The sequence below is a fragment of the Dietzia sp. PP-33 genome, assembly GCF_033790845.1.
Taxonomy (GTDB): domain Bacteria; phylum Actinomycetota; class Actinomycetes; order Mycobacteriales; family Mycobacteriaceae; genus Dietzia.
In genome coordinates, this window is the sequence record NZ_JAMYEI010000004.1 from 325,959 (window position 1) to 339,755 (window position 13,797).

The 13,797-nt window shown below is 65.8% G+C and carries 10 protein-coding genes and 1 pseudogene; 9 read left to right on the plus strand and 2 right to left on the minus strand.

Annotated features, from left to right (window positions below; all coding sequences use genetic code 11):
- Window positions 1-94 precede the first annotated feature (94 nt).
- The gene (locus tag NJE57_RS09660) at window positions 95-1,033 is read left to right on the plus strand and encodes a hypothetical protein (RefSeq protein ID WP_319028183.1); all 939 of its coding nucleotides are present in this window, start codon (window positions 95-97) and stop codon (window positions 1,031-1,033) included.
- A 255-nt stretch (window positions 1,034-1,288) separates the two neighbouring features.
- Here NJE57_RS09660 and NJE57_RS09665 read toward each other — a convergent pair whose 3' ends face one another.
- Window positions 1,289-2,269 (minus strand): LLM class flavin-dependent oxidoreductase, encoded by a 981-nt coding sequence (locus NJE57_RS09665; RefSeq protein ID WP_319028184.1) that lies wholly within the window; start codon window positions 2,267-2,269, stop codon window positions 1,289-1,291.
- Between the two features lie 308 nt (window positions 2,270-2,577).
- On the opposite strand from NJE57_RS09665, the gene NJE57_RS09670 reads away from it, so the two are divergent.
- The 7 genes from NJE57_RS09670 (at window position 2,578) to NJE57_RS09700 (ending at window position 10,451) form a co-directional block, all read left to right on the plus strand.
- Window positions 2,578-3,804, plus strand: coding sequence for a phosphotransferase family protein (locus NJE57_RS09670; RefSeq protein WP_319028185.1), 1,227 nt, complete (start codon window positions 2,578-2,580; stop codon window positions 3,802-3,804).
- A gap of 59 nt (window positions 3,805-3,863) precedes the next feature.
- Window positions 3,864-4,964 carry a hypothetical protein gene (locus NJE57_RS09675; RefSeq protein ID WP_319028186.1) on the plus strand — a complete coding sequence of 367 codons (1,101 nt, stop codon included), beginning with the start codon at window positions 3,864-3,866 and terminating at the stop codon, window positions 4,962-4,964.
- A 277-nt stretch (window positions 4,965-5,241) separates the two neighbouring features.
- On the plus strand, window positions 5,242-6,489 hold the full coding sequence (locus NJE57_RS09680) for a tyrosine-type recombinase/integrase (RefSeq protein ID WP_319028187.1): 1,248 nt from the start codon (window positions 5,242-5,244) through the stop codon (window positions 6,487-6,489).
- Window positions 6,486-6,821, plus strand: coding sequence for a helix-turn-helix domain-containing protein (locus NJE57_RS09685; RefSeq protein WP_182641547.1), 336 nt, complete (start codon window positions 6,486-6,488; stop codon window positions 6,819-6,821). The genes NJE57_RS09680 and NJE57_RS09685 overlap by 4 nt, the downstream gene beginning before the upstream one ends.
- A gap of 25 nt (window positions 6,822-6,846) precedes the next feature.
- Entirely contained in the window at window positions 6,847-8,316 is a 1,470-nt protein-coding gene (locus NJE57_RS09690) for a hypothetical protein (RefSeq protein ID WP_319028188.1), read from the plus strand.
- Between the two features lie 135 nt (window positions 8,317-8,451).
- The gene (locus NJE57_RS09695) at window positions 8,452-9,108 is read left to right on the plus strand and encodes a hypothetical protein (protein WP_304812863.1); all 657 of its coding nucleotides are present in this window, start codon (window positions 8,452-8,454) and stop codon (window positions 9,106-9,108) included.
- 119 nt (window positions 9,109-9,227) lie between these two features.
- Window positions 9,228-10,451 carry a calcium/sodium antiporter gene (locus NJE57_RS09700; protein ID WP_182641545.1) on the plus strand — a complete coding sequence of 408 codons (1,224 nt, stop codon included), beginning with the start codon at window positions 9,228-9,230 and terminating at the stop codon, window positions 10,449-10,451.
- Window positions 10,452-10,780: 329 nt separating this feature from the next.
- Here the strand turns inward: NJE57_RS09700 and NJE57_RS09705 are convergent.
- Window positions 10,781-11,002, minus strand: a pseudogene (locus NJE57_RS09705) (FAD-binding dehydrogenase); the annotation flags it as partial.
- A gap of 1,203 nt (window positions 11,003-12,205) precedes the next feature.
- Here NJE57_RS09705 and NJE57_RS09710 point away from each other — a divergent pair.
- The gene (locus tag NJE57_RS09710) at window positions 12,206-12,742 is read left to right on the plus strand and encodes a hypothetical protein (RefSeq protein WP_319028189.1); all 537 of its coding nucleotides are present in this window, start codon (window positions 12,206-12,208) and stop codon (window positions 12,740-12,742) included.
- Window positions 12,743-13,797: the final 1,055 nt, after the last annotated feature.

Consider the following 13,797-nt stretch of genomic DNA (forward strand, 5'->3'; position numbering starts at 1 on the left):
CTGGGGTCATGTGTCACTCGCATCCGTGCTGACCGCGACTGCCGCGCTCTGCTTCGCTGTCGTATTCGCTGTCGTATTCGCTGTCGTATTCGCAGTGACGATCGCACTACTCATGCGCTCCTACTGGTCAATCCTCGTCTCGACACTGGTTCTGTTCGGTTTCTCGGCTGCCGTCTCCCTGTCTCGAACGGTGGTCTCCATTTTCGACCTGTCCCCCATGTTGCACAGCGGGTGGTGGGCCGTATCGCCCGGAAATGGTGTGCGTCCTCTGCCCGGGCAAGTGGGGGATCCGCTGACCTACTGGTACCGCATGGCGATCATCCTCTTGTTCATCGCCGTGCTGGTCCCTCTGTTGAAGGAAGCGAGCCTGCGCCTACGCTCTCGCCGCCGCCTCGCCGCACTCAACACGTCGTTTATCGTGGTCCTCATTGTGGCCTTCGTGATACCAATATCCGGGATCGGTCGACCCGCCTCCCCGCACTCGCTTCCCCCGGGGCTACACGTCTGGAATCTCTACTCCCTTGACGTGCCCGAGTTCGTCAAATGCCAGTACAGCGAGGGAATCGAAGTATGTGTCCATCCGGCCAATGAACCCGAATTGCCGAGGGCGATCGACTCGATCCGCGCGATCCAAGACGTCGATCCGGCGCTGGAGACACTCGACATGAGAATCATCGACTCCAATGTTCTTCTTGGCCAGCTCGGACCTGGTGTCGAACCGAACGAAGTTGGAGTCCGCCTCTGGCCGGACACCGGCGATGTCGTTGGCGCGGTCCTGGCTGAAGCGATCTCGGGATATGGCGAGTGCGACCTCGGCAGTGACGCTCACAGCGTGTCCTGGAGCGTCCTCTACTGGTTATCACTCAACACCGCGAACGATCCGCGCATCGCCGAGATACAACACGGGACCACGCTCGACGGTGAGACCGATCGAGAATTTCTCGACCGCTACCCCGACGACTATTTTTCGTCGATCATCCGCGACCACGCCGACGAACTGGCCGCATGCGAACTCACACAGGACGAGATCTAACCTGAGTTGGACCTCATGGGACTGCTGCACGGATCAGCGAGCAGGTGTGTATGTCGACCGCACCGAATGGCCACCAGCTGAAGATCCTCTACGACGAAGAAGTAGCGTACGGGCTCCTACTCACCGTGTACGTAAGCCAAGTGTGACTATCCGCTCCGCCACACCTCGACCGATGTCGGTGAGCACTCGTCGCGGCACGCTCGACCTCGGGCGGCCCGCCGCACGCAATCGCTCCTTCCCGGGCATCGCTCGCGATTAGTACCAGAGCTCGGCCAGCAGCTCCAGCGACCGGTTCCGCACCGCGGGGTCGAACGCGTAGGTCACGGTGATCAGCTCGTCGGCATCGGTGCGCTCTACGAACTCGTCCAGCTGCGCCTTGACCGTCTCCGGCGAGCCCACCGCGCTGATCTCGAGCATCCCGGGCGAGCTTCCGGCGAACTGCTCCGGGTCCACGGGTGGCTGGATCTCGCGACTGCGCCCGGCCCGCAGGTCCAGGAACATCTGCTGGAGGGTGGTGAACTGATGGCGGGCTTCTGCGTCGGTCTCGGCGACCATAACGTTGATGCCGGCCATCACCTGGGGCTTGTCGATGCGCGCGGTGGGCGCCTCGGTGCTGAACGACTCCCGGTACACGCGGATGGCGTCGTCGATCTGATCGGGCGCGAAATGCGAGGCCAGCGAGAACGGCAGCCCCAGCTGCCCGGCGATCGAGGCGCCGTTGACGGTGGAGCCCAGAACCCAGATCGGCACCTCCATCCCCTGCGACGCCGAGGACAGGATCTGGATGCTGTTGGCAGTGCCGGTCTCGCCGAACCAGCCCTGCAGATCGTAGATGTGTCGGGCGAAGGCCTGTGGCTCGGCGGAGGACCGGCTCAGCGCCTGGGCGGTCATGCCGTCGGTTCCGGGCGCGCGGCCCAGGCCCAGGTCGATCCGGTCGCCGTGGATGTTCGCCAGCGTGCCGTACTGCTCGGCCACCATCAGCGGCGCGTGATTGGGCAGCATGACGCCGCCGGAGCCCACGCGGATCTTCTCGGTTACCGAGGCCGCCTGCGAGATGAGCAGCGCCGTGGCGCTGGACGCGAGGTTGGGGGTGTTGTGGTGCTCGGCAAACCAGAGACGCTTGTAGCCCAGCCGGTCGGCCAGGCGGGCGGACTCCATCGAGGCGGTGATGCCCTCCCGGGCGGTGGAGCCCTCCGGGATGGAGACCAGGTCGAGGATGCTCAAGGGGATCGACAACTGCACACCTTTTTCTGCGTTCACTTCTGAGAGTTCGAGCCGTCACGACCCGCGCCCCGAGGCTACCGACGCGGGCCGTTCGGTGACGGATCACCGACCGCCCTGTCCGCCCCGCATCACCCCCGTGGTGGCGACGCAGGGCGGTCCGTCTCTACACCTGGATATGACGACGACGAGGCGCGCCCGGCCTCCGACGAGAGCGGCCCCGGGGTTGCGCATTTCGAACACCTTCTTATGTGCCGTGGGTCACACTGGGCCGAGTGCGGGTATCGCCCGCGCGGCAGGTCCGCACGAAGGGTCCCGACCACATGAATGACCACGCGACGCAGGCGACGTCCACACCGACGCGTTCAGATGAACCACTCAACCAACGAATCACCTCCGGCGAGGCCGACCTCGATGAGTTCCGTGAGCGCCTGACCCTCTGGTTGGCCGGCCGCGACGAGGTCGACTCCGACGCCGGGGTCGAGATCTCGGCGGTGAGCAGGCCGGAGAGCTCGGGGATGTCCAACATCTCGGTGCTGTTCGACGCCACGTGGACCCCCGCCGGTTCGTCTTCCGCAGATGCGACCCGCGTCGGCGCGGCCTCTCCAGCGGGCTTGGTCGAGCCGAAGACAGTCGAGCCGCAGACAGTTCAACTGGTAGCGCGGATGTGCCCCGAGGACGACGCGTTCCCTGTGTTCCCCGTCTACGACCTGCAGAAGCAGTTCGACGTGATGAGGGTGGTCCGCGAGAACACCGAGCTGCCGGTCCCCCGCGTCCGCTGGTTGGAGCAGGATCCCGCCGTCCTCGGCACGCCCTTCCTGGTGATGGACCGGGCCACCGGGCGGGCGCCGGTCGACAACCCCCCGTACGTCTTCGACGGCTGGCTGCTGGAGATGGACCCCCAGCAGCGGAGGGAGCTGCAGCGCGAGTCCGTCGCGATACTGGCGGCGATCCACCAGATCCCGGCGCCCGCCGACCTGGTCTCGTCGCTCGCTCCGGCCCCCGGCATGAGCGCGCTGCGCGCCCACGTGGACGAGCAGCGCGCCTACTACGAGTGGACGACCCGCGAGGACGGACTGCAGATCCCGGTGATCGAGCGCGCCTTCGACTGGATCGACACCCACTGGCCCGCCGAGACCGGACCGGAAGTCCTGAGCTGGGGCGACGCCCGGATCGGCAACATCCTCTACGAGGGAACGCGCCCGTCGGCCGTGCTGGACTGGGAGATGGCGACCATCGCGCCTGCCGAGGTCGACCTGGGCTGGTTCCTGTACTTCCATGACCTGTTCCAGGAGCTCGCCGTGGCCTTTGACTTCCCCGGCACCCCGGAGCTGTTCGAACACAGCGAGGTCGTCGAGCAGTACGAGCAACTCACCGGATCCACGGTCCGGGATCTGCCGTTCTACTACGTCTACGCCGGGCTGCGGCAGGCCGTGATCCTGTCGCGGATCACTCGTCGTCGTATTCACTTCGGCGAACAGGAACCGCCCGCCCACCCGGACGAGTACGTCCTCCACCACGCAATGCTGGCCCGGCTGATCGCCGACTGATCGCGACCGCCTGCCTCTCCCCCACCGCGCCAGCGGCCGACTACTGCCCGAGGATCCACGTGAAACCCACTCCGCTCGACGAGTTCCCCGTTCACCAGACGCCGCTGCCGATGGCGCAGGCGGGCACGAGCGATCGGAACTTCTACGACCGCTACTACTTCAACGCGCACGACCGCACCGGCAAGGTGTTCCTGGTGACCGGGTTCGGGGTGTATCCCAACCTCGGCGTGGTGGACGCGTTCGCGACGGTGCGCCACGGCGATAACCAGCGGTCAGTGCGGTTCTCCGACGCGCTCGAGTCGCGGTCGCTGGAGCCGGCGGTGGGCGGGTACCGGATCGAGGTGATCGACCCGCTGCGGTCGTTGCGTCTGGTCTGCGAGCACCCGGATCTCTCGATGGATATGACCTGGGAGGGCACGTTCGACGCGGTGCTCGAGGACCGGCACGTCCTTCTGGAGGGCACGCGCCCAATGTTGGACGCGAGCCGGTTCGCTCAGGTGGGCAGCTGGTCGGGGACGCTCTCGGTGGATGGCCGTGACTTCCGCGTCGACCCCGACGTGTGGCTCGGCACCCGCGACCGCTCGTGGGGGATCCGCCCGAGTGGCGAGTCCGATCCCCCGGGCCGGTGGGCCGCCGAACCGCGCGAGGGCTTCTGGTGGACCTACATCCCGCTGCGCTTCGACGACTACGCGATGGTCGTGATTCTGCAGGAGAGCCCCGACGGGCACCGGACCTTGAACCACGCGAGCCGGGTCTTCGCGGACGGCCGGATCGAGCAGTTGGGCTGGCCGCGGATGGAGGTCGACTACCGCAGCGGCACCCGCCATCCGGAGTGCGCGCGGTTGCACCTGACGACCCCGCGGGGCGAGCCGTTGTGGTTGGAGGTCGAGACCCTGGGCGGGGTGCCGCTGAGCATGGGCGCGGGCTACGTGGGCGACCCGGCGTGGTCGCACGGTCACTGGATGGGACGCGACTGGAGCGAGTCCGTCACCTACGACATGACTTCGCCGGATGTGGTGGGCATGCTGCCGTTCAACGTCGTGGACCACGTCGCACGCGCGACCTGCAACGGGGACGTGGGGTGGGGGCTGTTCGAGCACGCCAACATGGGCCGGCACGACCCGACGAGGTTCAGCGACTGGGGCGATATGGCCAAGTAAAAGTCGGCGCTGCGGATAAGGTCATTTCCCGAATGTGAAGCGCGCTGACAAGAGAGCCTAATTGCCGCGCATTGAAGTAGTGGCAGCCTTAGAAATGGACCCCTGCCTGGTAATATTTGTTAGCCGATAGTTGTCGTTATGACAAGTCAACGATGCCGAGTTGTAGATTGTGCGAACTCGACCCTTCCCCGAACTGCCCCTCGCCCGTAGTGCCCGACTGGCCTCGTGACCTGCGCGTGAGCAGGTGCCGGGCCAGCGCTTCCGCCCTTGTTGGACCGTGACCGCCAGCCGATGGCGGGATGGTGGCGGCGCTGCTACCTGCGGCCTCTTGTCGCGATTCGCATTTCATGCGACACTTTCGCACAAGACGCGAGCCATTTTTGGGCGGTGCGAGATGTCGCAGCAGGATCTTCCTCCAGGGTCGGCGCGGTTGCAGCTGGCCGACGGTATCGCTGTTCTACGTCCGGAAGCCTCGGTGTTCGAGGCGATGGTCACCGGCTGGTCTCACCAGCAGCTGGCACGAAACCTGTCTGCCGGCACGATCTCGGCGCGGGTGGCCACGATACGGCGGTTCCGGGACTTCTGCGATGCCGACGGCCCCTGGACCTGGACGCCGGCGATGGCCAATGACTGGATCACCGAACTACGCGGAGTCCACGGCATAGCGCACAGCACCGTCCTGAACTATCAAGGTGCGCTGCGGCACTTCATGGACTACCTGCTCGACCCGGCCTACGAGTGGGCCGAGCAATGCCAGGACCGGTTCGCCACGCATCCCGTACAGGTCATTACCGAGGCCAACTCGGCCCGCCACGTCCACGAGGGTCCCGGCGACCCACGCAAACGGGCGTACACCACCGACGAGCTGCAGGACCTGTGCGATACCGCGGACGAGCAGGTCACCCGCCGCTACGAGGTCGGCACGAAGGGGGCGATGGTCGCGCTGCGAACCGCGACGATCACCAAGGTCGCCTACGCATGGGGCCTGCGCCGCAACGAAGTTCGCATGCTGGACCTGACGGATTTTGGGCCGAATCCGCGTGCACGGCAGTTCGGCCGATTCGGGGTCTGCTACGTCCGGTACGGCAAGCCCGGCAAAGGATCCCCCGCCAAACGGCGCGGCGTACTGACCGTCCCAGAGACCGCGTGGGTGATCGACTGCCTCGAGCAGTGGATCGACCAGGGGCGCACCAGCTTCGACCGCACCACCGGGACCGCATTGTTTCCAACCGAACGATCCGAACGAATCTCGAACGGGGCACTGTCCCACAGCTTCGCCGAACTCTGTGACACAGCCGGCCTGACCGACCCCGGACTGGACTTTCACTCCCTGCGCCGCAGCTACGTCACGCTGCTTGTCGAGTCCGGCTACGACACCCGCTTCATCCAAGAGCAAGTCGGACACGAGTACGCCTCGACCACCTCGCTCTACACCTTCGTCTCCCCCGACTACCGCAGCCGCGTCGTAGCCGCCGCCCTACGTGCCGCAGCCGGCCGCCTGCCCGAAAGGACGAACGAGACATGAAGCACCGGATCGCCTACCAGTGGCGACTACGCCAAGTCATGACCGACCGAGACATGCACAACCTGTCTGACCTGATCACCCCGCTGCATGAGGTCGGCATCGAGCTCTCCGCCTCGCAGCTCTACCGCCTCCTCGGACGCACCCCGGACCGGCTGCCCCTGGCGCTGCTCGGCGCCCTGTGCCACGTTCTGGACTGCAGCGTCGAGGACCTCTGCGACTTCCGTGTCGACGCCGCACCCTCGCGGCGCACCGCCACCGACGTCTCCCCCGCAGCTGATGGTCCGCTGCGACCGAAGCGGGCCCACATCCACCGACCCGGCCCACCGGCGTAGACGGACCCCCGCGCAGGCGACACACATGGCTGACACATCGAAGTACCACTGCACACGGTGCGACGACGAGCGCCAGCCTCGCGGCGTGCGCTGGCCAGAGGGCTTCGTCTGCCGCCGTTGCTACCAACAGGCCACCCGTCGCCGCGGAACGTGTCCTCGCTGCCTGACCCCGGACCGGCTCCTCCCCGGACTCTCAGGCAACCAGGCCATCTGCACCGACTGTGCAGGGATCGACGATCCCCGCCTGATCTGCACCCGCTGCGGCGATCAGGACGAACCCCACCGGCGCGGACTCTGCGCCCGATGCTGCCTCACCGACGACCTGACCGCCCTGCTCACCACCGCCGACACCGGATTCGTCTCGGCCGAGCTGAAACCGCTACTCGATGCGCTGACCAGCCAGGACCACCCGCGAAGTGCGCTCATCTGGCTACGCAATCCCGACGTGCGCCAGCTCCTGGACGGGTTCGCGCAACACCGCTTGACCATCAGTCACGACACCTTCGCCCACTACCCCGCCGAGCGCACCGCACGTCACCTACGGGACCTGTTCATCAGCTGCGGAATCCTCGCGCCCTATGACCGCAACCTCGACCGCTTCACCAGCTGGCTCGAGAAAAAGCTCGCCTCCACACCAATCCACCAATCGCAGCAGGTCATCACCGGATTCGCCACCTGGCATCACCTGCGCAACCTCCGCGCCCGCGCGCAGCGCCAACCCCTGGAGAACGGGCCGATCGCCAACGCCAAACAGGAGATCACCGTGGCGATCGACTTCGTCAACTGGCTCTACACCCGTAACACTGCGCTGGCGGAAGCGACACAGTCCGATATCGACACCTGGCTCGTTACCGGGCCGACCACCCGCAGCACCGCCAGGATGTTCGTCAAGCGGTGCATCAAGCACCAACACATGGCCGCCCACCTCGCGTTCCCCCACCGACGGGCTCGAACCAGTCCCATGACCAGCGACGATGAGCGCTACGCTCAGCTGGCCACGATTCTGGAACGGCGAGAGACCCCGGTGTGGGTCAAAGCCGCCACGGTCCTGCTGCTGATCTGCGCGCAACCAGTTTCGCGCATCGCCGCCATCCGACTGGACGCACTGAGAACCGACGACAGCGACGGCCTGTGGATCCGCTTCGCCGACGCCGAGGTAGCACTCCCGCATCCGCTCGCCGACCCGGTGACCGCACTCATCGCCCATCGCCCCAACATGACCACCGCTGCCAACCGAACATCCCAGTGGCTATTTCCCGGGGTCACTGCAGGTCATCACATCAACCCGCAGACCCTGATGGGCAAGCTCCGCGACAACGGGATCGATCTTCGAGGCGCACGCAACAGCGCGATGCGCGAGCTGGTCCGCAGCATTCCCCCGGCGATCGCGGCAACCCAGTTCGGATACAGAGCTCAAACAACCGAACGCCACGCATTCATCAGCGGCGCCACCTGGAGCGCCTACCCCGAACTCCACCAAGAACCCGGCCCCTGATCAACCGCGACTCAACAGCACCCGGAAACCAGTATCGTTACGCGTTTCCGCTGTTACCCACTGGCGTCCGGACAGGTGCGGACCTGCGCGTGGCGAGTACAGAACCGAGCCGATCTTCTCCCCGGGCTGGCGCCCGTGAACTGGCCGTATCTGCGCCCCCGGACCCCAGCGACGCACCACCTCCGTCGACTCGGGCGCGCTGACCCGGCCCGCGAAGCGCTCGAGCGGCCCGGCGTGGTGCTGCCTCCGCGCCGCCAGTGGCCCACCGGCCTGGCCAAGCTCGACGTCCCGCTCAAGGGCAAGATCGCCGACGGTCCCGCGGAGGGCCGCGCTCTGGCACGCCTCACCGATCTGGGCCTGGGCCAGAAGCTGCGCGCCCTGCTCGCCGAGCCCGACCAGGACGCACCCGAGTGGCTGGCCCGCGCCTGCGTACCGGTCCTGCGCGAGTGGGGCTGGGACGACCGCCCGACCGGTGTCGCGGCGCTACTCACCGGCGAGCACCCGATCCTCGTGCAGAGCCTGGCGCGCGCGCTGTCACAGATGGGCCGTATGGACTACCTCGGCGAACTCAGCCGCGACGAGGCGCTCCCGACGGTGACCGCCCAGAACTCGGCCTACCGCGTGGCCCAGCTGTGGGGCACGTTCTCCGGCCCGTCGACAGCGTCCGACGGCCCCGTCCTCCTGGTCGCCGACCTGCTCGGGACGGGGTGGACGATCACCGAGGCAGCCCGGCATCTCCGCTCGTCCGGGGTCCCGGCTGTCCTGCCGCTGGCGGTCGCCTCCGCCGGCTGAATCGCTGCCGGCGCATCGACAGACCGGAGTCCGGCACGGGATCATCGACCCATGGGTAATGCAACGAGGCCGTCACCGCCAGCCGGACCGGGGTTCATCACCACCCGATCGGAGCTGACATGAGCGCCCTGACGGTGGCCGCGCTCGCGGTGGGGTTCGTCCTGCTCATCGGCGGCGGCGAAGTGCTGGTGCGGGGCGCCGGCGGTCTGGCCGCGACCCTCGGGATCTCCCCGCTGGTGGTGGGACTCACCGTCGTCGCCTTCGCCACCTCGGCGCCGGAGTTCGCGGTAAGCGTCGATGCCGCGCTGAGCGGATACCCGGGGTTGGCCGTCGGCAACGTGGTGGGCAGCAACATCGCGAACATCCTGCTCATCCTGGGGTTGACAGCGATCGTCGCCCCTCTGGTGGCGACGTCCCGGATCGTGCGGGTCGATATCCCCATCATGGTTCTGTTCTCGCTGGTCTTGCTGCTTGTGGCACTCGACGGCACGATCAGCTTCCTCGACGGTCTGCTGTTGTTTGCCGGCCTCGTGGCGTATGTGGTGGCGACGATCGTCATCTCGCGCAAGCAGAGTGGAGGCCGGGCCGCCGCGGCATCGGAGGAGCCGGTCGGTGACGGTGCCGCCGACGACAGCTCGGGGAGCGACAGCGCGGACGAGACGCGGTCGTCCGGCGTCGCCGCGTCGCACCCGGTTCTCGTCAGCAGCGCTCTCGTGATCGTCGGGGTCGTCATGCTCGTGGTCGGGGCGCGCCTCCTCGTCACCGCGGCGAGCGACCTCGCGGCGGCATGGGGAATGAGTGACCTGGTCATCGGCCTCACGGTGGTGGCCGTCGGGACATCCCTTCCCGAACTCGCGACGAGCATGGTCGCGGCGATCCGAGGCGAGCGCGACCTGGCGATCGGAAACATCGTGGGCAGCAACATGTTCAACATAGGTGCCGTTCTGGGGATGACCTCACTCATCGCGCCGATCGAGATCGCGGCCGGGGCCATCCGCTTCGACCTGCCGATCATGCTCGCGGTGTCCCTGGCACTGCTCCCGATCGCCTTCACCGGCCTGGCGATCGCACGGTGGGAGGGCGTTCTCTTCACCGGTTTCTACGCCGCGTACATCGCCTACGTCGTGCTCCAGGCGGCCGACCACGACGCGCTGGGGCCGTTCAGTGCCGCGATGCTGTGGTTTGTCATCCCCATCACCGCTCTGTGGTTGATAGTGCTGGCCACCTACGAACTCGGTGTGCTGCGTGGGCGGGCGCAGACCCGCGGGCGGCCGGTCACAGGTGACAGTGCTGCTCAGGACGCGGCGGCCGGCGGCTCAGGGGCCTCCCCGCCGCGCGCATGACAGCGACGACCGCCGCGCCGGCGGTGCCTGCCTCGATCAGACCTCCCGCGCCATCGCCCGGCCGGCCTTCATCCCCGAGAAGATGCAGCCTCCGAGGAACGTGCCCTCCAACGAGTTGTAGCCGTGCACGCCGCCGCCACCGAAGCCGGCAGCGGGTGCACACGGAAGCCTTCCCAGCGGTCCGTCCCGTACACGTACTCGGCGACGAGCCCGAGGCGGGGCTGTCCTTCGACGCCCAACTCAGGCTGGTCGCGCTGCTGCTCGAGCCTGGCAGCCGCCCTCGACCTCACGGGGCGGCGAGCCTGGCGTGCGTGAGCGTCTGCAGCAGGTCCACGTTCCCAGCCGACGGTGGGGATGATCCGCAGGCCCAGGTCGTGCAGGTATTTTCGCTTCTCCCCGGCGGCGAACTCGACGTACGCCCGCGCCCACTGCCGCGGCCAGTGGCCCTCGGGGCGGTCGAACCCGGCGGAGCCGAGCCAGTCCCGCCACGCCAGCTCGAGGGAGTCGGAGATCCCGATCCGCCGCTGCTCCGGGGTGTCCACCAGGAAGAGGCGGTGTCGTCGCCGACAGAGACCACGCCCAGGTTGGGCGCCAGCGCCGCCCGCCTGGGTCCGCTCCGCCACGTGCTGCGTCCAACCCCACCGAAAACTCGACACCTCAGAACCCGGCACCTGATCAGTAAGGCGCCATCCGACAGCGAAATCTGGGGCAGCTTCGTGCCCAAGTCCAGCAATCCTGCATCTTCCACCATTCGCGAAAGTCGTTGAGCGTACTGCTCCCCGGCCCACATGGCCGCTCGTTGCCCCAGCTCAGGATGAAGCAAGACCACCGCGATAACCGCCGGCGTGATGACCAACTGTCTCCAGCGTCGCGAAATCAAACGGCTGCCGATCCTCAGTACATCGATATCAGTCATGCCGCGAAGACTTGCATAGGCCTACGACAAGGTCAGAACGTCCAGGCCCACTTTGCGCCCCTGCCAACGTGAATCGCACTGGCTCCGTCGGAGGGTCTTGCTGAATCAGGCGGCCTGAGGTGCGGTCGCCTGCTCCTCGCCCCGGAGTCCTCTTTTGGACCGGATTCGGCAAGTCCGGACGGCGCTCGGGGGCATGTGCCGACTGAGATCGCGGCAGGTGGTGCCCCGATTGCGATGAACGATCGGCGACCTACAGTCTTTACCGATCCTCAGTCGCTAACGACTGAGATAGTCAACCCATGACCTACCTCCAGGGCGGCGGAAGCGCGTACTCGATGATGGACTGCCCAACGTGTGACAAGCCCGGCCCACATATGCCTTGGGAAGGGTTCGGGGAGTTCGTGTTCCAGTGCGAACAGTGCTTTATGGGCTTCACTGACCGCCCACGGGGCAGCTGAGGCTGGCCAGATCACCGCTCCCACATACTGTCCGGTGCTGCTAGAACACACGGTCCCCGCCTTTGACACCTACCTGCGAGCAGGTCTGCGCAGCATCGTCGACCCAGCCGAGCGTGCGACATTCAATACCGTCAACGACCGTTCCCTGGAGCTGCTCAGCCGGATCTACCGGGCAAGCCGAGAACCGATTGACCACCTCGCCGCCACGCACCACACCGTGGCCTTCTCAGAACACGCCGCACCGTCCCGGCCCTATACTCGGGCGAAAGTGCTCGACGCCGCTGGCTTCGCGCTCGGTGAGCACTCCTCGCCGGATCCGACCAAACCGACGATGCGCTCTGAGAATTTGCGGCCAGATCCTGTGCTGTTAAGTTCTCGTCATGAACCTCACCCGTGCCGCTTTCGCTGGCCTGACCCTGCTGGCTCTCACCGCGTGCTCGAGCGAAGGGGGCGGCGGATCCCCCGCACCGGCGGAGAGCCCCACCGAGAGTGCCAGCGAAGCCGCGGACAGTGCAGACGCCACGCAGGTCGCCGAGGAGTTGAGGGGCGCCTCCAACGCCGCGGGCCAGGTAGTGACCATCACCGAGGACAACGACCCCAACGATAAGATCGGCCGACCGAACGGGTACGTGAGCGCGGCGGTCCTCTACGACTCCGAGATCACCTGCGATTCGCTCGGCGTGGACTGCGGGATGACTATCGAGGTGTACGCCGACGAAGCCACTGCCAGGAACCGTGGGGAAACCCTCCAGTCCCAATTGGCAGAGATGCCTTTCCTCGGCGACGAGTGGGACTATCTCAAAGGCTCGGTTTTACTCCGGATTAGTGGGGAATTGAAGCCGTCGTCGGCCGAGAAGTACGCGGCCAAGTTCGGTGGCGAGCAGCTGACAGCGCAGGCGGAGCCAGCACCCAACTAGCGACCCACGACTTGCCGCTTTTGATCGCTTGGTAGCGGTGTTCTGCGATCGCTTCGTGCCGGCAGGACGCAAGACACTTACCGACATCGCGCAGACATTTTATCCGCTGGTGCCAGACCTCATAGGCTGCGGGGCAACACCGATAACCAGACCTTATGTAAACTCAACGGTGTCGAGTTGTCGTTCATGCGAACTAGACCACTACCCAGCACCGAAAACGATCAAAGCCACGTAACCGACGCAATTACGGCATGGGAGTATCCACTGAACTACCCTCAAGGTATGATTGGCTTCCTTCGATCTTCTCGAGGAACACACTGTCGCGAGTGATGTTTATCGTGTAGTTACCCTCTTCGGCGGGTATCGACGTAAACTCAAAAAGGTAGCCGCAATTTCTTGGGACCCTTGTCATTCCGGATGGAAGATCATCAGTGTTCAACGGACGCCCATCCGGCCCTTTTACGCTTTCATTCTTAGAAATCACTAATGGCGCTGTCCCGATCTTGGTTCTACTCGGTGAATATATTGTGGCAACAGCGCCTTCTTTGCAGGGAGTTCCTCGATTGTGTTGGAACTCTTCATAGTAACCACGGTAATCGAACAAGTCATTCGCCTGCTGGCTGGCATAAGCGCAGGATGCAGCCACGGTGGGCGATAGCAGAACGCAGACTCCTGCAAGTAGCAATCTAGCCCTAGGTGAGGAAACGGCGAGGCGGTCTATTCCCGCAGATGAAGCTCCGGCCTTGTTCGATGACACAGGTGGGTTCCTATCAGGTGCGTAGCGACGGGCTGGTGGATGCGTGACGGTATCGTCGCAGCTTAAGCGGGGACCACTGAACGAATAGGCGATACTTGTTTTATGGCGCCGCGAGATGATGCAGTAGAGGGTGCATCCTGTGTGGAAGCGGCACCCCAAGGCGTGCCGCGACGACCGTAGGTTGAATCGCCAGCGGTCATGAACCTGACATCCAGCTGACCTGAGTTGGACCTCTTGTGCGGCCAGTTGCCGACAGTTGCTCGATCGGTACCGCGGCGCGAGCCGGCCGCCCCCAGGT

What these genes read in the sequence shown, in the direction of transcription:
- NJE57_RS09670 (WP_319028185.1), top strand. Translation starts at nt 2,578, where the DNA reads ATGAATGACCACGCGACGCAGGCGACGTCCACACCGACGCGTTCAGAT.
- NJE57_RS09685 (WP_182641547.1), top strand. Translation starts at nt 6,486, where the DNA reads ATGAAGCACCGGATCGCCTACCAGTGGCGACTACGCCAAGTCATGACC.
- NJE57_RS09690 (WP_319028188.1), top strand. Translation starts at nt 6,847, where the DNA reads ATGGCTGACACATCGAAGTACCACTGCACACGGTGCGACGACGAGCGC.
- NJE57_RS09700 (WP_182641545.1), top strand. Translation starts at nt 9,228, where the DNA reads ATGAGCGCCCTGACGGTGGCCGCGCTCGCGGTGGGGTTCGTCCTGCTC.
- NJE57_RS09710 (WP_319028189.1), top strand. Translation starts at nt 12,206, where the DNA reads ATGAACCTCACCCGTGCCGCTTTCGCTGGCCTGACCCTGCTGGCTCTC.